Raw genomic sequence first — 22,259 nt, 5'->3', positions numbered from 1 at the left:
GGTCGTCTACTTTTGTTGTGCACGGTTATGGGAACGGCGCGGGAAACGCCACTTGCGTCGATAGGGGAAAGCACTCTCCACATGTCCGGCGCGAATACGATCTTGTAAGAGTTTCCAGAAGCGATAGTTGTATAAATCGCCGTGCTGCTTTTCGAATGCAGCGCGCGCGGTGGGATTGCCAGAGAAGAACAGGCGGAATTCTTCCGGGAAGACGTCGGCTTCTGCGACGGTATACCAGGGCTTGTCGGCCAGCTCCTGCTCAGAGGTATGAGCTTCGGGAATCTTGCGGAAGTTACATTCCGTCAATGGGCAGAGTTCATCGTAATCGTAGAAGACTACCCGCCCGTGACGGGTAACCCCAAAGTTTTTCAGCAACATGTCGCCTGGGAAGATATTTGCGGCTGCCAGCTGTTTGATGGCATTGCCATATTCTTCCATGGCTTCTCTAGTTTGCTCTTCATTGGCGTGTTGCAGGTAGAGGTTAAGCGGTTCCATACGCCGCTCTACATATAGATGTTTGATGATGACCCGCTTCTCATCAATGATCAGTTTTGATGGTGCCACTTCCTGCAGTTCTTTGATCAGCTCTTCACTGAAGCGATTGCGGTAGAAAATAAAGTAAGAGTACTCCTGGGTGTCAGCCATACGGCCGACCCGGTCAGAGCGGGATACGAACTTGTACTTTTCTTTTACGATCTTCTCGGTGACAGTTTTCGGCTGGTCGAACTCATCTTTAATGACTTTAAATACCACCGGGTAGGAGGGCAATGTGAATACACTCATCACCATCCCTTTAATGCCCGGTGCAATAACAAACTTGTCGTTACTGACCTTCATATGGGCGAGGATATGGCGGTAGAACTCGGTCTTACCGTGTTTGTGGAAGCCGATAGAGTTGTAAAGCTCAGACTTCTCCTTGAGCGGCATAATGGTGGACAGGAAGCGCACAAAGCGGGAGGGGATTGGCGCATCCACCATAAAGTAGGAACGGGTAAAACTGAAAATAATACTGGCGGAGTCGTTATTGTAGATAAGGGTGTCCACAAAAATACCGCCGCGCCCGTTGTTTAGGCAGGGCAGGATCATGGGGATAACTTCGCCGTTCAGGATTATGCGCCCCACCAGATAGGCCGCTTTGTTACGGTAGAAAACCGACTCCAGCATGTCCACCCGCAAGTGTTTCTCGTTGTCCACATTGGCCAGGGGGGCGCTGCGCAGGGATTCGCAGATATGGGCAATGTCGCGCTCCATATTCTCCCAGGGCGTGGAGAAGCTGAAATCCTTGAGAATATCTTCGACCATACACTCGAGGCCGTGGCGGCCGCTGTAACTGATATAGATGCTGTAATCCCGTAGCGGTTTGTCTTCCGGTGCTCGGGACGGCTTGACGAAGATATTGCTGTCGTGAATGTTGGTGTGGTGAAACTGGCTGCAAAACACCGAGTTAAAAAAGGTCTCGGCGATCTCATAATTGCTGTGATTGGCAATCAGCTGTGCATAAGTGGCGCGGGCATCACGCCACAGCTCCAGCTGGCTGGTGTCCTTGCTGGTTACCGAATGGACCAGGTCCACCACTTGGGTGACCTTGGTTTTGTAAAGATCGATCCGGGCTTTATTGGCCTCATGTGCCGCTTGCCAGGAGGCGGTTTCAAAACGGGCCTTGGCGCCCAAAGTGATGTTCTGATAGTCTGCGAAATAGGCGTCAAAACCATTGAGGATGGTTTTAGCGATGCGTCGGGCGGTCGGTGAGTGATTCGTCATGCACTAGACTTTTTTTCTAAGTTACAAGTTACGCTTGCGCCAGCAGTTACCGTAGATAACGGCGTTGGACCCCCTAAGCACACCTCGCTCCGGTCCTGCCCATACTGCCTGGGGCTCTAATTAAGCGGATAGTAGCACGGCACGTCGGAGTCCCAATTGAACGATTGGATCAGTAGCTTTGTCTTTTTCTTTGCTGTGATTGACCCGGTGGGTACTCTGCCAGTGTTTATCGCAGTCACTTCACGACATGCAGAGTGGCAAAAGCGCAGGATAGCCTGGCTGGCAGTACTCGTTGCCACCGGGATCTTGTTGTTCTTTTTGGTCGCAGGGCAATTCTTCCTCGAGGCGATTGGCGTGCCCCTTTCTGCATTTCAGGTAGCTGGAGGCGTCGTCCTGTTCCTGTTTGCCTTAACCATGATATTTGGTGAGAGCAAGCCAGAGCAGGAGATAGAAATCATCCGTGAGGGGCATGAGACAGCGATTTTCCCTCTTGCGGTGCCCTCCATTGCCTCACCCGGAGCCATGCTCGCGGCTGTGGTACTCACAGATAACCATCGATTTGATGTGGTTCATCAGCTGAGTACAGCATCTGCCATGATAGCGGTGTTGGCGATAGTGATATTGCTGTTGCTGACTGCCAACTGGATATATCGATTTATTGGTGATGCCGGGGCCAGTATCGTAAGTCGCGTTATGGGGCTGATCCTGGCCTCCGTAGCAACAACCAATGTACTTGTCGGGATTCAGCAGTTCTTTTCAATTTAGCTACTGGCATTTGGTATTGTACTGGTTGAGCTAAGGCTGCGTTTCTTCTAGTGAAGAGAGTATTGGATTGCCGGTTAGTGTTGGAATTGCGCCCAAGCCTGAATTTCTACTTTATTCACTGTGATTTTGGTGACTTCTGAAGCGGTAAAATGATAGAGCTATTGCTGCTGTTTTTTGGCGTCTTGATTTGGTATATCAGCACGCTTGCGGCCGGGGGCGGGGCACTGCTCCTTGTTCCAGTGATTAGCTTTATCGTTGGCCCACACCTGGTTGCACCAACGGTAACCATTGCCAAGTGCCTGGCTTCGCCCTACCGGGCACTGGTTTTCTGGTCCTATATTGATTGGCGGGTAGTACGCTGGCTTACTCCAGGAAGCTTAGTCGGGGCATTGCTAGGTGCATATTCCTATACACAGATGTCCCCAGAGTGGATACAAATAGTGGTTGGGCTTTTTTTAATGTCCACGATACTTCAGTATCGCTTTGGCCATAGGGAAAGATCTTTTCCCATGTCACTTCCCTATTTTTTACCTTTGGGATTGGTGACCGCTTTTGCTTCCGGTCTTATTGGGGCAATGGGTCCGCTTAAGAACCCTTTCTTGCTGAATTATGGCCTCGAGAAAGAATCCCTGATAGCCACTAAGGCCTTTAATGGGCTGTTAATGCAGCTTGTAAAGCTGGGAACTTATATTACATTCTCGGCGGTATCCCTAGAGTTGGCATTCTATGGTGTGGCGGCTGGGCTTGGGGGGGTTATTGGTGTAACCCTCGCGAAAAGGAGATTGAATCAGGTCAGCTTTAAAAAGTTTAGGAAATACACTCTATTGGTAATGTTCTTGTGTGGCTTGGTACTAGTGATAAAAGCGCTTTATGACATGGCTTAGATTTATAGGGATAGTATTTATAATTTATTGCTAAAACTAACCGTTTGGAAAGCAAAGAATTAAAATTCGCACTCCTAATTACAATACTATCATCATAAGAATTAGTATAATTTTTTATATTCAGTTTATTAATGGCTGCGCTCGAATCCTGCATAGGTGTGATACTGCTGGGGGGTTAGGCCTGCATGGCGTGCCTGAAGATCTTTGGGAAGATCGCCTAAATAGATGACGCGAGTGGGTTCTGCCGTCTTGAGCCAGCGCTCTGAATAATTCTCCCAGGTATCCACATGTTTATGCGCGGCACTTACATCTTTGAAATGCTCGTATACAATAAGTTCTCCACTATCAGAAATATAGTACTGATAATTCAGTGTCCCCGTTTCTTGCTGCTAGATTATCTCTACCATTTCATCAACAATTGACTTAAAGGCCTGTTCCTGTCCGTTCTTTATTTTCGCCTCCACAATCCAGCCAACATTATTAAACATAAGTATCTCCAATACGGTTTAAGAGGCTTTGACATAAGTAGTAGAGCAACAACTTTTAGACCCTGGGAGCATGCTGACTGATAAGCAACCCGCCGCTAAATACCAGAGGGGGAGTAACTGCTCTACTCAGGAAGAAGATCAAGCGATGGTCCTAGATATTGTAGACGACATCGTGGCGTCTAGTTTGGTAAGGCTAGCTATTTGATAGCTCTCCAGTTGCACTGAAATTCACCGGGCTCCTTATATCAGAAACCTGCTTGAGGAATGACTAGCGGTTCATTGTTTGGTCTAAGGGAGGGTTCAATACTTGTGTTGTGAGATAAGCCCAATTGTATTCAGCTGTTCTTTAGAGGCTCCTTAATATTTAAGAGTGGCATATTTTCTATATGTACTGATTGGTAAACAACGATGAGATCCCCGGATCAGCAACAATTTCTAAATTTAGCGTTCTAGAGACAATATTTAAATTTGATGTGGGTAGTCAAATGTAATCGTTAACAGGAATTTTCTCTTTGGCGCATTTAAGATTTTGTATTCTTTGTCTCTCCTAATTAATACTTGATTTTAAGGATTAGTCCCAAGGTGTAAGACGGCGTAACAGCCTGTGTACCCTTATTTCAAGCTAAAAGGCATAAAACACATTACTTAAGCGCTTGATAAATGAAGAGTGAAACTGCCAAATAGGGGGAGTAGAAAAAAGTTGTACCTGATAATTTAAAGTCCTTACTAGTGTGTTTTTTGTACAGGTGCGGACTTGTAGAATTCATACATAGCTATTTTATTTAAGTATGAATTGATGACTTTCTTGTATGGAAGCTATTTCTCTGAAATACAACAAGCATTATCAATTCACTTTGGAAGTCAGTATCCATTATGACTGATTTGGTCTTTATGAAGACGGAAATTGTTGCGTATCTACATAGTAAGAATGAAAAAAACAATTGGTGAGTTTGAACTGTGGACTCAAAAGGGCGGCCCTAAATGGCACAACCGTTTGGTTTGTTGTGCAGTGCTGATGTTTGCCATACTTCTTTCTATGCCCAGTTACCCCCATACAGTTGTGGATATCACCTCGTTGGATGGAGGAAGTAAACTGAGTGGCCTAAATGCAATTTGGCATGACCCAGCAGGGTTTGGAAACATTATTGAAGCTGAAAAAGCTTACAAAAATAAATTTTTTCTTCCCTTGGGAACTGCCGGATCTACCGGGCTTAAATCCGGAGCCTTCTGGTCTCACTTCATATTAAAAAATTCCAGTAGTGAAACAGTTTATGTCTCGATTGAATATGTGGATAACCAGCTCGATGGGCTGACGGCCTTTTCCAGGATTCAGGGCGGCAGTCAGCCTTACACGGAGCTGGCAAGCCTGTCTGCGAATCAGACTTTTTCCAGTCGAGAAATCAAGCATCATCGCTTTGCTTTCCCACTTAAAATCCCCCCCTTTGCATCAAAGGAAATGATGGTTAAATTTGATGTTGGAGTTTTAGGTGTTGCCTTTCCCAGTATGCGCATTTGGCGACCTGAACAACTTGAAGAGAGGAGTAAGGCTGAGGCTATTTTAACGTCATTTCTTTTTGGTGGCTATTTTTTGATGGCCATTCTTGCGCTGATTGGTGCTATTACTGCGCGTAAGAATATCCTGTATCTATACTCGTTATATTCTGTAACGAAAATTTGGGTGTGGGGATCTCTGCTGGGATATACCCATCAATATTTGTTCCAAGAACAATTTGATTGGCGCTATCAATCGATTAGTAGTGCTGTGGCGATTCTGACCGGAATTCTTTTTGCCCGATACTTTCTTGAAACGGCAAAGTACACCCCAAGACTGGATTACTTTTTAAAATTAATTTTACTCAATGGTTTATTCCTGGTTATTTGCGTTGTTCTGCAGTGGGAAGCTCTGGCGCACATTTCCATGATGCTCGCTCTGTTTTTCTATCCTGGCGTTGTTGTTGTCGCATTGGTGCGTTGGCGACAGGGGGATACTTCTGCGGCCGTTTTTGCTTTAGCCTGGAGCGTTTTGGTGTTGGGGCTTTTGGTGCAGGCGATGAGGGATCTCGGTTATGTGGTGCACAATCCAATTAATTACTATTGGCCCCCGGTTGCCTCTTTTGTTGAGATGTTGGCAATAATGATAGCTATCGGATTACTGGTAAAACGTTTAAGGCAACAAAAAGAGACTGCAGAAAAAAGGTATCTACTACACCTGGAAGCCTCGAGAACTGAGCTGGAGCAACAGGTAAAACTTCGCACACAGGAATTGGAGTACGCTAAAGCCAAGGCTGAAGAGGAGGCGCGCACAGACCCGCTAACAGGTATTTTTAATCGCCGCTGCTTTTTCGAAGAGGCCAGTAATCTGGTGGCTGTGGCAATTAATAACCAAATGCCATTGTGTGTATTAATGCTGGATATCGACAATTTTAAATCTGTTAATGATATTCATGGCCACTTAATCGGCGATCAGGCACTCTGTGCGACTGCCCGAGTAATTTCTCAACACGTGCGGGATGTGGATATCTTCGGGCGTATTGGTGGGGAGGAATTCGCGCTAGTACTCAGCTCCAATGTCGAAGGAGCTATGAAGGTTGCCAATCGTATACACCGGGATATCGCTAAAATCGTGATTAAAAGTGCAGTTGGGCAAGCCCAGTTTACCGCAAGTATTGGCATAGCCCGTCTGCAGGGGCGAGAAGATATCCTGGAGCTAATGCGACGGGCAGACTCTGCGTTGTATCAGGCCAAACGCGCTGGACGTAATCGTATTGTGGAGTGCGCTGAAGCTACGTAAATTAGCGCACGTAGGTAACGGCATTGAGTACTTTTTGACGTATATTCTCCGGAAGGGGCACCAGGCCCAAGCTTCCGGCCTGGCTTTGGGATGCGTTACTCAACATAAAGACCAGCATTTGCCTTAATGCCTGTGCTTTTTGATCATCCTGGTCTGCGTAGAGCAACAGCCAGGAAAAACTGGTAATGGGATAGGCTGTTTCTCCTTTGGGGTCCCAAATCCAGGCGATTAGGTTGGGAGCTCCACTAATTGGTAGTGATGCTTTTGGAAATTCAATCTCTGAAAGAGCCTCTGCTCCGCTCTTGGGGCCTGCGGCAATATAGTTTCCCGCGTGGTTTTCCAGTGAAGCCACAGGTAGGTTTACCAGTTGAGCAAATCCGTGCTCCACATAGCCAATGGCCCCAACTTTCTTTCTTACTTTAGCGGCTACGCCTTGATTGCCCGGCGCTCTTTTAAATCTGGGCAGTTTTGGCCAACTGGGTGTTCTGTCCAAACCAATTTTTTCGCGAAACTCTTGACTCACACTGCTCATATGCCCAGAAAAAATATAGGAGGTACCCGAACTTTCAGAACGGGTAACAACGGTGATCTCATCCCTTGGCAACTTGATATCGGGATTTACAGCTGCAATCTTGGGATCATCCCAGTGGGTGATTTCCCCCAGAAAAATCCCCACATAAGCTTCCCTGGACAGTTTTAGATTATCGATCCCGGGGAGGTTAAATACCAGTACCACTTCCCCAGCAGTAACCGGCAGTACCACGCCACCACCTTTTAGGTTGCGTAACTCATCGATCTCAATAGCAGCATCTGAGGCGGCAAAATCGACTGTGTGACCGAGAAAGTCTCTGATGCCATCACCGCTACTGCTCATCTCGTAGAAAATAAATATGTTGTTTTCCCGATGGGTGAACTGCCGAAACCACTCTACATAGATTGGGTAGGGGAAACTGGCGCCACTGCCCCGGAGATTGACCGGATTTTCCGGTACCTGGGCAGATCCCGGTGTGGCGGCAAGGATAAAACTGGCAGTTGCCAGCACGGCGGTAAGGCGGCGTAAAAGGGTTGCACACCTCGATATCATAGGGACCTCGGCTTATAGGCCTCTGGCAACCTGCCTATAGGCGGGATGAGAGGCCGAAAACTGCTTTAGATTAAAATTTTAGCAGGGTCCCTGGTTCGTCATATCAATTGCCTAGCTACCGACTATTTGGTCGTCCTCGCGGTAGATGGCCAGTACCGACGGCCGAGGTGGTAACTGGGGATTATTATCTGGCCACCGGTGCAGGGGATTGTCATAAGTTGAGTTGCGTGAATCGGCGGGGTGCTGCACAGCAATAAATAGTGTTTTTCCGTCGGGGGTAAATTCCGGCCCGCATACCTCAGCCCCTTGCGGGCAACCAAAGAAGTGCTTGGGTGCCGCTCGCAGGGGCCCCTCGGTAGCCATGGCCCAAAGACCATCGTGGAAACCAAAACTCTCACAGCCATCGGTAGCAATCCACATGTTGCCCCTGGGGTCGAAAGCAACGTTATCGGGATTGGCAAACCAGCCGTGCTCAGAGATATCGTAAGGGGACTGCTGTCCATAGGCGCCCCTTTCAGCGGGGTTTTCAGCATTGGGATTTCCGCCAAGTAGAAATTGCTGCCACTGAAATTGTGCGCTTGTGTGGTCGCGGTTTCCCTTCTTCCCGGGGGGCGCTATTTCCAATACATGGCCGGCAGTATTGCGGGCGCGGGGGTTGGCGGCATCGGTATCGCTGCGCTTCTTGTTTTTGGTCAGCATTACATAGGTGCAATCATTGTGGGGGTTAGTCTCCACGTCCTCCGGCCGATCCATTGGCGTGGCTCCCAGTAGCGCGGCTGCGCGGCGCGCATCAATCATTACATCTGCTTGATTGCGAAAACCATTCTCTGCGGTCAGTGGGCCCTGGCCATATATCAGCGGCAGCCATTCGCCACTGCCATCGTCGGCAAAGCGCGCGGCATAGAGCGAGCCATTAACGAGTAGCTTTCGGTTTGTATCGGGATCTTCGGGCTGATAGTTATCTTGGGATACATAGCGATAGACAAATTGATGTTCATCATCATCGCCGCCGTAAGCAACGATCGGTTGTCCCGGTTTACAGACCAGGGTAAAGCCTTCGTGCTCAAAACGCCCAAAACTGGTCAGTTTGCGCGGTTTTGATTGGGGGTTATAGGGGTCAAACTCCACCATCCAGCCGAATCGGTTGGGCTCATGGGGTTCTACCTGAATATCAAATCGGCGGTCGTGGTCACCCCAGTTGCGATTTTCCGGTTTTATACCAAAAAGTTGATGGTTTTCGATCTCCAGGGAATCTTCGAGCTTTTTTGGGTCTCCCTGAAAAGCGCCACCAAACCCCTCTTCAGCAATTAATACGGTTCCCCATGGGGTTTTTCCTCCTGCACAGTTACCTATGGTACCGAGGACCTGGGTTCCGCTGGGATCTTGGTGGGTCTTCAAACGTTCGTCGCCTGCGGCCGGGCCAGTGATTTCCATTGGCGTCGTAGAAGTTATCCGCCGGTTATAGGGACTGTCAGCCACTACTTTCCAGCCCTGTTTACTTCTTCGAATTTCCACGATGGAGTGTCCGCAGGCGGCCTGTTCAATGGCCACATGCTCGGCACTCACTCCTCTGGTGGCACTGTATTCGTCGTTATAACCGGGAAACATTAGATGGGGCTGGGTGTATTCGTGATTGACACATAAAAGCCCGCGATCACTATTTTTACTTTGTATATGCAGGTATCCATGGGTTGAACTGATCCCCGCTGCCAAGGGCATAAAAGCAATAAAATCGTTGTTGTAACCGAATCGCTGTTCCTGGCTACTGGCGCTAAGTTCTTCAGGCTGAAAAGATGTTTCCTCTCTATGTAAGGGATCTCCCCACCTCAATAGAACCGTGGATTTATAACCCTCTGGTAGATGGTGTTGGTAATCCAGGCCATGGGGGATTTCTTTAAAGGTGAGGGAGTTGCGTGTGGGATTTTCACTTTCACTACAGCCGGGTAGTAAGCTGCTTACAGTACCGGTGGCGGTTACACCACCCAGGACTTTAAATAGAGATCTGCGTGCTGGGTTTGTGGGGCTTTCGTTCATGACTGCTCCATATTTGGCTTCAGTATATGACGCTTTTTACTGTTAATTGCCTTGATGGTTCTTTTTAAGGCGATTGATATCTGTGTAAATAGCAGGGCTTACATCTATCGTCGCAGTACTAATTGACTATGTGATGACAAGCTTAAAAAAAATGTCACGTAAAGTTCATAGCGGCCTTCTAGTCTGCGTCCAATTCAATAAGCCACCGGCAAAGTGGGAGTGGGACGCAATGAAATACAGAACTTCAGGCTTGCGGTTACTGGGAATGCCATTGGCGGCTCTGGCGACTGCCATCATTAGCGCGAATACTGTCGCAGAGAATGACCAGGCTATGGAAACTGTGACAGTTACTGCTCAGGCGAGTAATGCGCGCAGCGATTTGGATCGGCAGCGCGATGCCAATAAAGTCGTAGCGGTGCAAACATCTGATGCGATCGGTGAACTCCCCGATGCCAATGTCACGGAAGCGTTACAGAGGATGCCGGGGGTATTTATTGCAAGGGATCAGGGCGAAGGTCGTTTTGTCGGGGTTCGGGGTATAGACCCAAATTTGAATGCGGCGACAATTAACGGAGTGAGCCTGCCGGCACCGGAAACAAACACTCGGGCGGTAGCCCTGGACGTTATTCCATCGGACTTATTGGCGAGTTTGGAGGTGTTTAAAACGCTTACGCCAGATATGAGCGCAGATTCTATTGGCGGTGCCATTGAGATCAAAAGTCTGAATGCCCTGGATTATGACAGCAATCGCTACAAGTTCAGCGTAGAGAATAGTTACAGTGAGCTGCAGGAAGAGTACAGCCCCAAAGTGGCTGCGACAATGACAAATATTTTTGAACTTGCTGGCGAGCGCCGTCTTGGGGTGGCCCTGGCGCTAAGTCACCAGGAGCGGGATTTTGGCTCAGATAATATTGAGACTGACGGTAGCTGGGAAGAGCTGACGGCTGAAGATGGCTCTGTCGCTAAGGGCGCGACCGAAATAGAACATCGAGATTACAGCATTACCAGGGAGCGCACAGGCGTTGCTGCCAACTTCGACCTGGACCTGGGCAGTGACTCCAGTATCTATCTCCACAGCTTGTACTCCGATTTTTCTGATCAGGAAATTCGCCAGCGCAATTCCTGGAAACTCGATGATGAGCGCGATGAGCCGGAGACTATTTCAGCCAACTCGGCAGAATGGGAAGAGGCCGCGTTGGAGAAGTCCCTGAAGGACCGCCTGGAAGAACAGGAAATTATTTCTGCGGTATTTGGTGGCGAGCATGATTTTGAGCAATGGGGATTGTCCTATGCCTTGGGATATTCCCATGCAGAGGAATCTGAACCCAATCGACGCGATACCGATTTTGTCTTGGACTCCTTGCGTTTGGGGTATGTTGAAGCTGGTGATACTCCCCGTATGGCGGTGGGAAGTGAGGATGTTGAAGCAGTATTGGACCCGGCCAGTTATCAACTCGATGAGTTGGTCATTGAAGATAACTTTACTGAAGATGAAGAAATTAGCTTCCGTATTGATATCAGTAGAGAAATTGATTGGGCTGGCAATCCTTCAGTAGTTAAATTCGGATTACATGAGCGTCAGCGAGAAAAGGCTGGTGACTTAAATGCGACTGTATATGAAGGGTTTGGTGGGGATTACACTCTGGCGGACTTTTCTCGCAATAGTATCGATTATGGTTTGGATGCATTTGGACCTGGCGTCAATGTTGGAAGCCTGAATAGTTTTATCAATGCTAACCTCAGTGATTTTGACATAGATGAGACGGAGACCGCTTTGGCATCCGCCCGTGACTACGCAATGAATGAAGACATCACGGCCTTGTATGTGATGAATTCTATTGAGTTGGATCGCTCCCAGCTGGTTTTTGGGGTTCGCTATGAGCGCACCGAATTTACTGCTGAAGGAGTGAATGTGGCAGAGTCGGAAGAGCCCCTGCCGGGTGCCGATTTAATTGCAGAAGAGGTTTATGCCACTAAGGTTAACTACGAGCGGGACTACGACAATTTCTTCCCCAGTATTAATTACAAGTTTGATTACAACGATAATGTTGTTCTCCGTGCAGCTTATTCGGAGTCCTTATCGCGTCCATCATTTGGCTATTTGAACCCCTCTCCGGCCAAAATTGAATACGATGATGGGGAACTGGAGGTTGAAGCTGGAAATCCAGAATTAGACCCTTATGAATCCCGCAATATCGACCTATCTGCCGAATACTATGCGGACGACCTGGGTATGTTCTCTGTGGGACTTTTCCATAAGAGTATCGATAACTTTATTGTTATGTCTGAGGTTTCCAGTAATACCGATTTTACCCGTTTTGTAGGGAATTTAGCGGTTGATGATGCTGAAGTATGGCAACCGATTAACGGAGACAACGCCCGTATCAGCGGTGCCGAACTGGCCTGGACCCAAGGTTTTGAAAATGGGTTCTTACTCAGGGCTAATGCAACATTAACCGATTCAGAAGCTGATCTGGGTCTCAATAGCAGTGATCGCAGTGACAAAATATCTATGCCTTCCCAGGCGGATTTTGTCGGCAACTTTATTGTAGGCTATGAACGCGATGCCTTTAGTATGCGCCTGTCAGCAGCTTTCCGCAGTGAACGCCTGCTGGAAGTAGACCTTGAAAATGAGGTCAATGACCGCTACGAAGAAGACCATTTGCAATTGGATTTGTCGGCCCGCTACCGCTTTGATAATGGCCTTCAACTCACTTTTACTGGGGTTAACCTCACGGATGAGCCTTACTATGTTCACACGTCTGGGTTTAATGGTCAGTACGAAGAATACGGTCCGACTTATGCGATTGGGTTGAGCTACAGCACTTTCTAAAATTTTAACTGGAATTTTTTGGTTAGTGTAAATTCTTACCTTGATAAAGCCCCTGCAATATTGTGGGGGTTTTGTTTTTTGCAAAAGTAATATTTTCTGTTATTTTCCGGTAAATCCTGAGCAGGTTTTATTATGCGTTTTTCAATAGTGGGTGTTTTGTCCTGCCTTATATTACTGGGATGCGATCTTGAAAAGGGTAGTCAAAGATTATCTTCGCAAAAGATCATATCTTTAAAGGGGGTGATAGCTGAACAGATTCAGCTGGTCAGTTTCCTTGAGCAGCAATACTTGTTGCTATCCAGTAAAGATAAGGGGCTGGTGCTTGTAGATGATTCCGCAGAAATACAAGTTCAAAAGGATGGCAGAGTAGAGGCACTTGTAATTCAGCCAAGAGAAGATGGTAGCTACCTGGTGGCCGCTTACGAAGAGCAGGAAGCAGAATTACATCTATATCAATTATTTACTGATCTAAACGATGATTTGCAGCTTCAACTTTTAGGAAAGCTTGAGAGTGCCAAGCCTGTGAGCGCACTCTGTTTTTCACTACAAGCAGGAAGAGATCACCTGTTTGCCATTGGAGAGGACGGACTGGGATTTGAGTACCTGCTTTCTCCCAGTGATGAGCACTGGGACTTTACCGAGATCCGCCCAATATATTTGGGGGAGGAGGTTAATAGTTGTAGCGTGGATAACCGTCGGGGGCGATTACTGGTATCACAGCCGCCTATAGGGATATTGGCATTGAATGCCGATGCAGAGCGAGATGAGGAGCGTGAGTTTTTAATCTCGGCGAAACAGCTCGGTGATGATTTCGGCAGCTTGCAACTGGATTATCAGCAGGACCAAATCTGGATTGCTGTGGAACAGGGAGTACAGGTTTTCGACTTGTCAGGAAGTGGTAGGCCCGACCAGTCTTGGACATTGCCTGCAGAAAGTCCTGCCTCTATTGCAGTTTTTGGTGATAGGTTGGCCGTGCTAAATGATAAGCAGAGTGAAATAACCTATTTCCCGATAAATAACAAGCTGACCAGCGTTACAGATAATCCGCTTGAAATTATTCCCACTGTTGCCGCCAGGGGACAAACTGACCCCGTTCACTCTTATGGTGATGCTGCTGATGATCCCGCTATTTGGGTGAACTCTCATTCGCCGGCAAACAGCCTGATTTTTGCTACAGATAAAAAAAAGGGGCTCAATGTCTATCATCTGTCCGGCGGGTTAAAACAGCATTTTCCAGTGGGCAGGGTCAATAATGTCGATATCCGTAAAATTTCCCACCCTAATATTGATGCGATTGCCGTTGCCTCTAATCGTACTAATCCCGGTTTGGATCTATTTGCTATCAGTGCAATGGGCGAAGTGGAGTATCTTGGATATCGGGGTATAGGGCTTCATGATCCCTATGGCTTGTGCCTGCAACAGGACGATAGTGGGCTTTATGCCTGGGTTTCTGATAAGGAGGCCAGCTTGCATCAGCTCAAAATCAATGTCTCTGAGTCCTCCAATGAGTTTGAGATTGAGCAGGGTATCCAGTTTGATGACTATGGACAGGTTGAAGGCTGTGTTGTGGATGACCAGTTCGGAACCCTGTTTTTTGCTGAGGAAGACCGGGGGATTTGGCGGCTGGACCTAAAGTCCTTATCAGAGGCCTCTCCAGAGTTGGTGGCAGAAGTGGATGGTGAAAAGCTGGTGGCAGATATAGAGGGATTGGCACTTTATCAGGATGGCGATAAGGGCTATCTAGTGATATCCAGTCAAGGTAATGATAGCTATGCACTATTCAGCCGTAGTGGGAATGAATTTATTACCCATTTTCGGGTTGGTATGAATCCCCAGCTAGGTGTGGATGGCAGTTCGGAGACCGATGGTTTGGCCGTTACCAGTTCAGCTTTGGGTGCGGAATATCCTCGAGGTTTGTTAGTTGTCCAGGATGGGCGCAACCGAATGCCCAGCGCAGCCCAGAATTTTAAATTGGTTGATTGGAGGGATATCAATCGTCTGTTGTCTCACTAGCGGTATCGGGGTTTTCAGGCTGGCTTAAATTGTTAATGTTGCGGGCTCTCTGAACCAGGTAAACCAGAGAGCTCGCAAGTATCACTCCAACGATATCGGCGGCCAGATCAAGTAAGTCAAAAGTCCTTGAGCGAACAAATGCCTGGCTTATCTCTTCAATCAGGGCAAAGCCAAGCACTGCGATAGCACCATAGTAAATTCTAATAAAGCCGAGCTTAAAATAAGTGGCGCGGGTGGCAGGTATCAGGATAAGGCCAAAAGTACCAAACAAGGCGATATGGCCTAATTTATCGCCATAGGGGATAGCACGGACAAGGTCAAAAAATATACTACTCGATCCGGTATTGGCTAGATAGATAATCCAAAGAATAAAAAGAAAAAACAGTAGGGCTGAAGCCTTGAGAAATCTTGGCATAATACTTATTGATACAGTTTCGTCTAATCTTGTGAAGCTTGGCTGTTGATTTTATAGATATCTAATTGGATCGGAAAGATAGGCCATTTGTCTATGTGAATTAGCCAGAATGTGATGGCTCAGTATCAATTATTTTCGACTTACAGTCCCTACATAGGTAGGCGATACCATTAATATCTAGTGATTTACTTTTAGATCGAAACTCATAGGGCTCCATGTTTTTCTTACAGTCGGTGCAAAAAGGTGGGTTTTCAAGTTTTTCTTGCTCTAGCTGTTTTTTTGTTCCGAATATTAACAGCACAAACACTATAAGAATGGTCCATTGAAAATTGTCTAGCTGCCTAGAGCTTCTCGAAACGAAGATTGAGTAAATTAATAGTATAGATACTATTGTAATGTATATAATTGAATGAGTTTTTTTGGTTTCTTTTAGCGTGTTTTCATAATCTATTTTCGCTCGATAGTCTTCTTGGTATTCCTCCAGATCTTTTTCATTCAGTATTTTATTCTTTTTGTTGTTCATTTTAGAATGTGTTAGTTAATGGCTGTTTATAGAGAGGAGTTCTGTCAGTATTTAACTGGATTTTATCATTAAAAATGCATACTCCAGCCCATGGTGATAGCTTCACTATCTATTTCATCCAGAAACGTATCGCCCCCAATTTTTGAAAACTGTTCCCACTCTATCCGTAGGCTCCATTTGCCCCTATAGCTATAGTTAACACCAGCACCATATGCCCAGTGGAATCCATTGCTGCTATCGTTTAATTCACCTCTGACAGGAGTTAATTGTTCTACTAAACTGCCATCTTCAAGCTGGTATAGGATAAAAACTTCACCCTTCTGAATCTCATTGGTTTCCGCATACCAGATGCCGGTGCCAAGTTTCCCGAATAAGCTAAATGATTCTCCCAGGGGAAGATACGCCAGGGAAAATATATTGAAAAGCTGGCTATCAAAATTAGAGAAATAGTTTAAGTATTCACCACCCCCATATGAAATATGGGTATCCAGCTGGTACTTATTGAAATTTTGATAGCTGGCTTCAATTGCCAGATAAGGTGTCCATCGAATTCCTGCAAATAGTTTCCAGGCGTTATTTTTATCATCACACCGACTGAGATCCACTTGATCTAAGCTGGCGCTAATTTGTTGAACTCGCTTTTCTGCTTCGCTACACAAGTTATTGGCATGCTGGTTACCGAAAGAAATACCAGCATATTTGTGTGAGTAGAAATCGGCGCAAGCAAGGGCTGGTAAGGAAAGTAGAAAAATAATGAATAGGGGGCTAAAGCGGTTCATGGCTTGACCTTGTTTAGCTTATATGGGAGACCGCTGAAGCTGATTTTAGAGTGAAATTTGATTAAGGCAACCACCAAAATAATAACGTCTTTTAGATTGGTCGAAGTTAGGACCTACTCTATTAACTGGATTTGGCGCCTAAAGGTAGAGTTCCCAGTAATAGTTTGTGGGAACTCTATTTAATTTGTATAAAGTTATAGGTGTCAATTAACAAAATTCAAAAAAGCCGCCCTAAACCCAGTGATAGTGTTTCTGCATTGAAGTCTACTCCAGTGGGCTCCAGTTTCTCCCACTCCAGTCTCCAAATCCAGTGATTCCTATAGACATAATTCATACCGACCCCAACTCCCCAGTGAGGGCCTTTGTGGTTTTGGGACTTGTCTTTATCGAACGTCTGAAGTTGTGCCGTGAATTGTCCATTGGATAATTGCTGGGGGAGATAAAATTGAGCGGATTGTTGCTCTGATAATTTCCCTCTCCAAGCTCCAGCTCCGACTCTGGCAAACATATTTATATTGGAGTTAACAGGATAAAAACCCAATAAAAAGGCGGTCAATAAATGTGTTTCAACCTGGTATGCGGCCTTTGCATACTCTCCATTTTCATTATTGGTATAAAAGCTGCTTTGCGCAGCTGAAGGTTTTAGATAGCTGATTTCAAGGGCGAGGTATCTGTTCCAGCGTAAGCCGCCATAAAACTTAATCGTACTGCCGCTACTGTTGCAATGAAAGCGTCCGTCTGTAGATCCTTGAGGAATCTGTGATTTTATCCGGGGGTTTGCAGATGAGCAAAATTGAGGATAAGAGGTTTCACCGAGGGTAGCCCCAATATATTTCCTATTGGCAAAGTCAGCGCTGGTATTTGTAGCGAAAGTGAATATAAGGCTGGAAAAAGCTTATTTTTAAGGTGGTCTTAAAATTATTCATGATCTGTCCTGTGCTTTGTTTATTTTTATTTCAAGCACAGTAAAGCTAGATCAGGGCTTTTACTTAACAAGTCATTGGCGTGAGGGCCTTTAGATATCAGGCCCTGTATTCAAAGTCAGAGTAAGCAGTTGGCTGTTAATTTCTAAATGCCAAGCTTTGCCCGCATCTCTGAGAGTCTTTTCGAATTTTCTTCCTTGGAAAGTGGTGAGCCGGGGTTTTCCTCCAGCTTTAATTGCTCTGGAGCGGTTAGTTTTTCTCCCCCCAGGACTCGTTCACATATTTTTCGATAGTGCTCAGCAAAGACCGGGTAGGCGATAGACTCGGGGTTATTGGCAAGAAAAAACCAGTTGGATTCCCGCCCTGCGTGATAGATCGCTAAGTGGCTCCAGTTGTAATTGGTTTTGGGGCTGGGGGCATTGCAGGCCTCGCGATAGGCGGCGCGTGCTTCCGGTAAACCATTCTCCCCAGCGGCGCACAGCTGCAGCATTTTATGTACGGTGGGCAGGTACTCGCTTTGCAGGATCGCTCGCTTGGCACCCTGCATTATATCCTGGGGAGCGAAAGCAAGCAGGGCCTCCAGCCAGAGGCGCTTGGCGTGGTGAAGGGTTTCAGTGTCTGGAAACGCTGCGCTGAACTGATTGTGATAATTCAGTTTAAACAGCGCAAATACTTCATTGATTGCACGCTTCTTTTCGTTCAGCAGTTCCTGGCCCTGTTCACTACCAGTTTGTGTCTGTGAGTATGTCGCCGATTGACCGGTCGCGGGTGCGCTGGTTGGTGTTGTTGTGGGAGTCTTGTGGATTGCCATAAGAGTTTCCTATTGCCAGCTTGTTGCGCTCCGCCCACTGGTGGCGCGCGTGACGCACAAATACGGCGTCCCAGCTTTTACGTGCGGCATTTTGACCGCGCCAGTAAATAATAAATTCCGGAACCAGGGATAGAGCGAAGTCGCGATCTATCTCGCATTGGTTCATCAAATGACTCAGGCAGTCACCACTGGGCTGCCAGTTGCGGGAGATGGGTTTGGCCACCGGGTTTTTCTCAATACCCTGGCAGTAATAGGCCCACTCTTCCCGCGCATACTCGATAAACAGTTCACCCCAGCGGGCACTGTGGCCACCGCGCTCGGTCCATTTATAAATGAATTCCGGCAGTAATTCGGCAGCAAAGCGCGGATTGATGGCCAGGCGCTGCAACTGCTCCCAGGTGTGCTCGCTGGGCTGCCAGTCGCGGGACATAGCAGTGGGCTTGCGTTTTTCGATAAATGGCGTGTCCTGCTTTTCCCAGTCTTCCATGATCCAATCATTGAATTCCAAATCCCAGGAAATGGACTGCTTGCCACTGGAGCGGTGGTAATCGAGAAAGCGCTGTAGGCCGCGGCCGACAAAAGTGCTGGGGACTCCCTCGTCTGCCAGCTTGCGCAGGGTCTCATCGCTGGGTTGCCAGCCGTTGGGCAGTGGCTGCTTGCGCTGAGCCGTTGCGCGAAAAGCCTCCCACTTGCTTTTAACCTGGCGCAGGAACAGGGAGCCAAAGGAGTGGCGGGGCTCGGCGCGCTCGCGCCAGTAAGTGACAAACTCTGGCAATTGCTCCCTTACAAAGTGCTCTGGAATACCCAGTTGGGCGATACGTGCCATGGTTTCACTATCCGGCTGCCAACTGGGGGCAATAGTGTTGGCATTGCGGTTGGACGGGGTAGGGGGTGTTGCCACCGGGCGCTTGTACTCACCGGACAGGGCGAACTTCAGAATCTCACTACTGCCGAATGGTGCCGCCCCCAGCAGGAGGGCACCCTGGTTGCGCAAGCTGGTGGCTACCCGCTGGATATCCGCTGCCTGCCAGAAGGGCAGCAGCAGATATAGCTGCTCCCCCTCGGCGGTATACCAATCCCGGCCTCCGTAGGGCTCCAGGGGAAGGAATGGAGCCAGGTCGCCAAGTGCAGTGAGCAGCACAGCTTCCTCCAGGCCGACAGTGGCAGCCAGAGAAGGAGAGATACTCAGGGGTCTTTCGGGAAGCAGGGGATGTGTCATGGCGCGATAATAACATTCCGGCGCATCGCATGCGCGATCATTGGCGAATCCTCAGCCTTTTCCTGCCCCTGGTGCCAACCACTAAGCTGAAGGATGAATTGACTGCGAAATTTCGGCAGACGGTGCGCTGCCAACTGTTGCCTTCCCCTAGCGGTAAGGTTGTAACTTTGTCGCTGTAATTGGTGTTGCGGGAGAGCAAGATGACGAAGGAGCAACAATCTGCGCCAACGGTGTTCCGTTTGAGTGGAGTCAATTGTGCCGGTTGTATCAACAAAATTGAGACTGCGGTTAAGGCCGTAGCCGGGGTGACTGATGCCCGGGTAAACCTGTCCGATAAAATCCTGTCGGTATACGGCCCGGCGGAGGCTGAATCCTGTATCGAAGCCGTCCGAGGCGCGGGCTACGGCGCTGAACTCCTGCGAAGTAGTGAACGAGAGCAGCGCGCGGAACAGCGGGAGCAGACACAGCGGCACTACCGCCAGCAGTTGTGGCGCTCGGCATTTGCTCTGGGCGTGGGCGTGCCAATGATGGCTTGGGGGCTGATCACTGACAAGGTATCGGTGAATACCCCTGCGGAGCAGCTGGCCTGGGGTGCTATGGGGCTGATTACCCTGGCAGTGCTGGTCTTCTGTGGCGGTAACTTCTTCAGCGGTGCCTGGAAGGCACTGCGCCACCACAATGCCACTATGGATACGCTGGTGGCCCTGGGCACGGGAACGGCCTGGCTCTTCTCCATGCTTGTAGTATTGGTCCCCCATCTCTTACCGGAAGCGGCACGACATGTGTATTTTGAGGCCAGTGCCATGATTATTGGCCTGATCAGCCTCGGCCAGGCACTGGAAATTCGGGCTCGCGGGCGCACCAGTGCCGCAGTGGAGAAGCTGTTGGAGCTCCAGGATACATCCGCGCGGGTATTGAGAGACGGCCGAGAGGTGGATCTGCCTATCGAGCAGGTGCAGCAGGGAGACCAGCTGCGCGTCCGCCCCGGCGAGAAAATTCCGGTGGATGGTACTGTGCTTGAAGGGCGCAGCCTGGTAGATGAATCCATGCTCACCGGGGAACCAGTGCCGGTGAAAAAGGCGGAGGGTGACAGCCTCGCCGCCGGCACCCTGAATAAAAATGGCAGCCTGTTGTTTCGCGCAGATAAAGTGGGTTCCGACACCCGCCTCGCGCAGATTATCGAGATGGTAAAGAATGCCCAGAGCTCCCGGGTACCTATCGCGCGCTTGGCGGACAAGATTTCCGGCATCTTTGTGCCAGTGGTGATGATTATTGCCCTGGTGGCCGCACTGGTTTGGTTCAACTTGGGCCCCGATCCTCGGGTTGCCCATATGCTGGTGGTACTGACTTCGGTGCTGATTATCGCCTGCCCCTGTGCCTTGGGTTTGGCGACTCCCATGTCCGTTATGGTGGGGGTGGGCAAAGGTGCCGAGTATGGTGTACTGGTGCGCAACGGCAAGGCCCTGCAACAATCCTGCACCCTGGATGTCCTGGTTGTGGATAAAACCGGGACTCTCACCGAGGGTTCTCCGCGTCTAACAGATATCGATAGTGATGGCGACAGAGATGAACTGCTGCGCTTGGTGGCGAGCCTGGAGCAGGGCTCAGAGCACCCCTTGGCCGAAGCCATAGTGACGGCCGCTCACGATAAAAACCTTGAATTGCAGTCTCCAGCCAACTTTGAAGCCATCACAGCTCACGGTGTGAGTGGTGATATCGGTGGCAGTCGCGTGCTGTTGGGGAATACCAAGTTAATGCAAAAGGAAGCCATTCCCCTGGATGTCTGGAATGAGCGGGCAGCCACGTTGGCTGCGGCGGGGCGCACGGTGATGTACGCCGCCGTGGACGGCAAGTTGCGGGGGATTATTGCCGTAGCCGATCCGATTCGCGCTGATGCGCAAACTGCAATCGAGCGACTGAGCAAACTGGGTTTACGCATTGAAATGCTTACCGGGGACAATCACGGCAGTGCCGAAGCGGTTGCCCGGCAACTGGGCATCGATCGAGTTCACGCAGAACTATTGCCGGAAGATAAAGAGGGGATCGTCGCTGAATTACAAAAAAAAGGCGAGCGAGTGGGTATGGTGGGTGACGGGATTAACGATGCCCCGGCCCTGGCGCGGGCCGATGTGGGCTTTGCGATAGGTGCCGGTACCGATGTTGCTATTGAGAGCGCCGATGTCACCCTAATGCGTTCCTCTCTGCACGGGGTCGCCAATGCCGTGGAGTTGTCCCGGGCCACTTTGCACAACATCAAGCAAAACTTGTTTGGCGCATTTATTTATAACACTCTGGGTATTCCCATCGCCGCCGGTGTCCTCTACCCGATTACGGGTATGTTACTGAGCCCCATTGTTGCCGGTGGTGCTATGGCGCTTTCTTCCCTGACGGTGGTCAGTAATGCCAACCGCCTGCGCTTCTTTAAACCATCGGAGGCTCGCTAAATGGCTGAAGTTCTCGTAAATATCGTCGGTGTGCTGATGATTCTGGCTGTTATCTGGTGGTTTTGGTTGGGGCCAAAACGAAGTGCCAGTAAGGCGACGCCGAGCACGGATAATTTACAGATTCTGGTTAAGGATGGAGTTTACGAACCGGATCTTATCCGCCTGCCCGCCGGTCGCACAGCGACTTTGCATTTTCACCGGGAGGACCCAAGTCCCTGCTCCGAGTGGGTATTGTTTCCAGACTTGGAAGTCAGCGCTCAGCTTGCCCTGAACCAGGATACCTTGGTGGAAATACCAAAAGCCGAGCCGGGTGAATACCCGTTCAACTGCCAGATGCAAATGTATCGGGGCACATTGATACTGGAGTAACAGTAAATGTGATTCTCTTTGGGGGTGTAATAATTCCCCGGGCCAAGACGACATAGATTTAACCAATACCCCAGAGCCGCCTTTCACCTGTATGGAGAGAGGGGCTCTGGTCAGGCTGGTGAC

Annotated in this window: 16 protein-coding genes; 8 read left to right on the top strand and 8 right to left on the bottom strand. The window is 48.7% G+C overall.

The features are described 5' to 3' along the window. Positions 1-6: 6 nt before the first annotated feature. Positions 7-1,761, bottom strand: coding sequence for a bifunctional isocitrate dehydrogenase kinase/phosphatase (gene aceK, locus ACJJI8_RS03300; protein WP_444934262.1), 1,755 nt, complete (start codon positions 1,759-1,761; stop codon positions 7-9). A 156-nt stretch (positions 1,762-1,917) separates the two neighbouring features. On the opposite strand from aceK, the gene ACJJI8_RS03295 reads away from it, so the two are divergent. The 3 genes from ACJJI8_RS03295 (at position 1,918) to ACJJI8_RS03285 (ending at position 6,689) form a co-directional block, all read left to right on the top strand. Continuing rightward, positions 1,918-2,526 (top strand): MarC family protein, encoded by a 609-nt coding sequence (locus tag ACJJI8_RS03295; protein WP_282931144.1) that lies wholly within the window; start codon positions 1,918-1,920, stop codon positions 2,524-2,526. A gap of 149 nt (positions 2,527-2,675) precedes the next feature. Next, positions 2,676-3,410 (top strand): sulfite exporter TauE/SafE family protein, encoded by a 735-nt coding sequence (locus ACJJI8_RS03290; protein ID WP_444934261.1) that lies wholly within the window; start codon positions 2,676-2,678, stop codon positions 3,408-3,410. A 1,416-nt stretch (positions 3,411-4,826) separates the two neighbouring features. Continuing rightward, positions 4,827-6,689 (top strand): sensor domain-containing diguanylate cyclase, encoded by a 1,863-nt coding sequence (locus ACJJI8_RS03285; protein WP_444934260.1) that lies wholly within the window; start codon positions 4,827-4,829, stop codon positions 6,687-6,689. A gap of 1 nt (position 6,690) precedes the next feature. Here ACJJI8_RS03285 and pstS read toward each other — a convergent pair whose 3' ends face one another. Together pstS and ACJJI8_RS03275 are read right to left on the bottom strand one after the other, a co-directional pair. Continuing rightward, positions 6,691-7,773 carry a phosphate ABC transporter substrate-binding protein PstS gene (pstS, locus tag ACJJI8_RS03280; protein WP_444934259.1) on the bottom strand — a complete coding sequence of 361 codons (1,083 nt, stop codon included), beginning with the start codon at positions 7,771-7,773 and terminating at the stop codon, positions 6,691-6,693. Positions 7,774-7,884: 111 nt separating this feature from the next. Continuing rightward, positions 7,885-9,807, bottom strand: a complete 1,923-nt coding sequence (locus ACJJI8_RS03275; RefSeq protein ID WP_444934258.1) for a PhoX family protein — start codon at positions 9,805-9,807, stop codon at positions 7,885-7,887. A gap of 229 nt (positions 9,808-10,036) precedes the next feature. On the opposite strand from ACJJI8_RS03275, the gene ACJJI8_RS03270 reads away from it, so the two are divergent. Beyond that, positions 10,037-12,640 carry a TonB-dependent receptor gene (locus ACJJI8_RS03270; protein WP_444934257.1) on the top strand — a complete coding sequence of 868 codons (2,604 nt, stop codon included), beginning with the start codon at positions 10,037-10,039 and terminating at the stop codon, positions 12,638-12,640. A gap of 132 nt (positions 12,641-12,772) precedes the next feature. Continuing rightward, positions 12,773-14,653 carry a phytase gene (locus ACJJI8_RS03265; protein WP_444934256.1) on the top strand — a complete coding sequence of 627 codons (1,881 nt, stop codon included), beginning with the start codon at positions 12,773-12,775 and terminating at the stop codon, positions 14,651-14,653. Here ACJJI8_RS03265 and ACJJI8_RS03260 read toward each other — a convergent pair. The 5 genes from ACJJI8_RS03260 to ACJJI8_RS03240 all read right to left on the bottom strand — a co-directional run bounded on the left by ACJJI8_RS03260 (position 14,631) and on the right by ACJJI8_RS03240 (position 19,323). Next, the gene (locus tag ACJJI8_RS03260; protein ID WP_444934255.1) at positions 14,631-15,068 is read right to left on the bottom strand and encodes a VanZ family protein; all 438 of its coding nucleotides are present in this window, start codon (positions 15,066-15,068) and stop codon (positions 14,631-14,633) included. The genes ACJJI8_RS03265 and ACJJI8_RS03260 overlap by 23 nt on opposite strands. A gap of 591 nt (positions 15,069-15,659) precedes the next feature. Next, positions 15,660-16,370, bottom strand: a complete 711-nt coding sequence (locus ACJJI8_RS03255; RefSeq protein ID WP_444934254.1) for an outer membrane beta-barrel protein — start codon at positions 16,368-16,370, stop codon at positions 15,660-15,662. 217 nt (positions 16,371-16,587) lie between these two features. Beyond that, complete coding sequence (locus tag ACJJI8_RS03250; protein WP_444935138.1) at positions 16,588-17,250, bottom strand: outer membrane beta-barrel protein; 663 nt, start codon at positions 17,248-17,250, stop codon at positions 16,588-16,590. Positions 17,251-17,438: 188 nt separating this feature from the next. Next, entirely contained in the window at positions 17,439-18,104 is a 666-nt protein-coding gene (locus tag ACJJI8_RS03245) for a replication protein P (RefSeq protein ID WP_108734620.1), read from the bottom strand. Further along, entirely contained in the window at positions 18,016-19,323 is a 1,308-nt protein-coding gene (locus ACJJI8_RS03240; RefSeq protein WP_444934253.1) for a DnaT-like ssDNA-binding domain-containing protein, read from the bottom strand. The genes ACJJI8_RS03245 and ACJJI8_RS03240 overlap by 89 nt, the downstream gene beginning before the upstream one ends. On the opposite strand from ACJJI8_RS03240, the gene ACJJI8_RS03235 reads away from it, so the two are divergent. The 3 genes from ACJJI8_RS03235 to ACJJI8_RS03225 are packed head-to-tail and all read left to right on the top strand — an operon-like array spanning position 19,317 to position 22,136. Beyond that, positions 19,317-19,502, top strand: a complete 186-nt coding sequence (locus tag ACJJI8_RS03235) for a hypothetical protein (RefSeq protein WP_444934252.1) — start codon at positions 19,317-19,319, stop codon at positions 19,500-19,502. The genes ACJJI8_RS03240 and ACJJI8_RS03235 overlap by 7 nt on opposite strands. 21 nt (positions 19,503-19,523) lie before the next feature. Further along, a complete protein-coding gene (locus tag ACJJI8_RS03230) occupies positions 19,524-21,767 on the top strand; it encodes a heavy metal translocating P-type ATPase (RefSeq protein WP_444934251.1) in 2,244 nt (747 codons plus the stop codon). After that, the gene (locus tag ACJJI8_RS03225; RefSeq protein ID WP_282931156.1) at positions 21,768-22,136 is read left to right on the top strand and encodes a cupredoxin domain-containing protein; all 369 of its coding nucleotides are present in this window, start codon (positions 21,768-21,770) and stop codon (positions 22,134-22,136) included. It begins immediately after the preceding gene. The last annotated feature ends 123 nt before the right edge of the window (positions 22,137-22,259 follow it).

This window comes from Microbulbifer maximicatervae (SeqCode), assembly GCF_052467695.1.
This window is presented reverse-complemented; position numbering and strand designations above follow the sequence as displayed.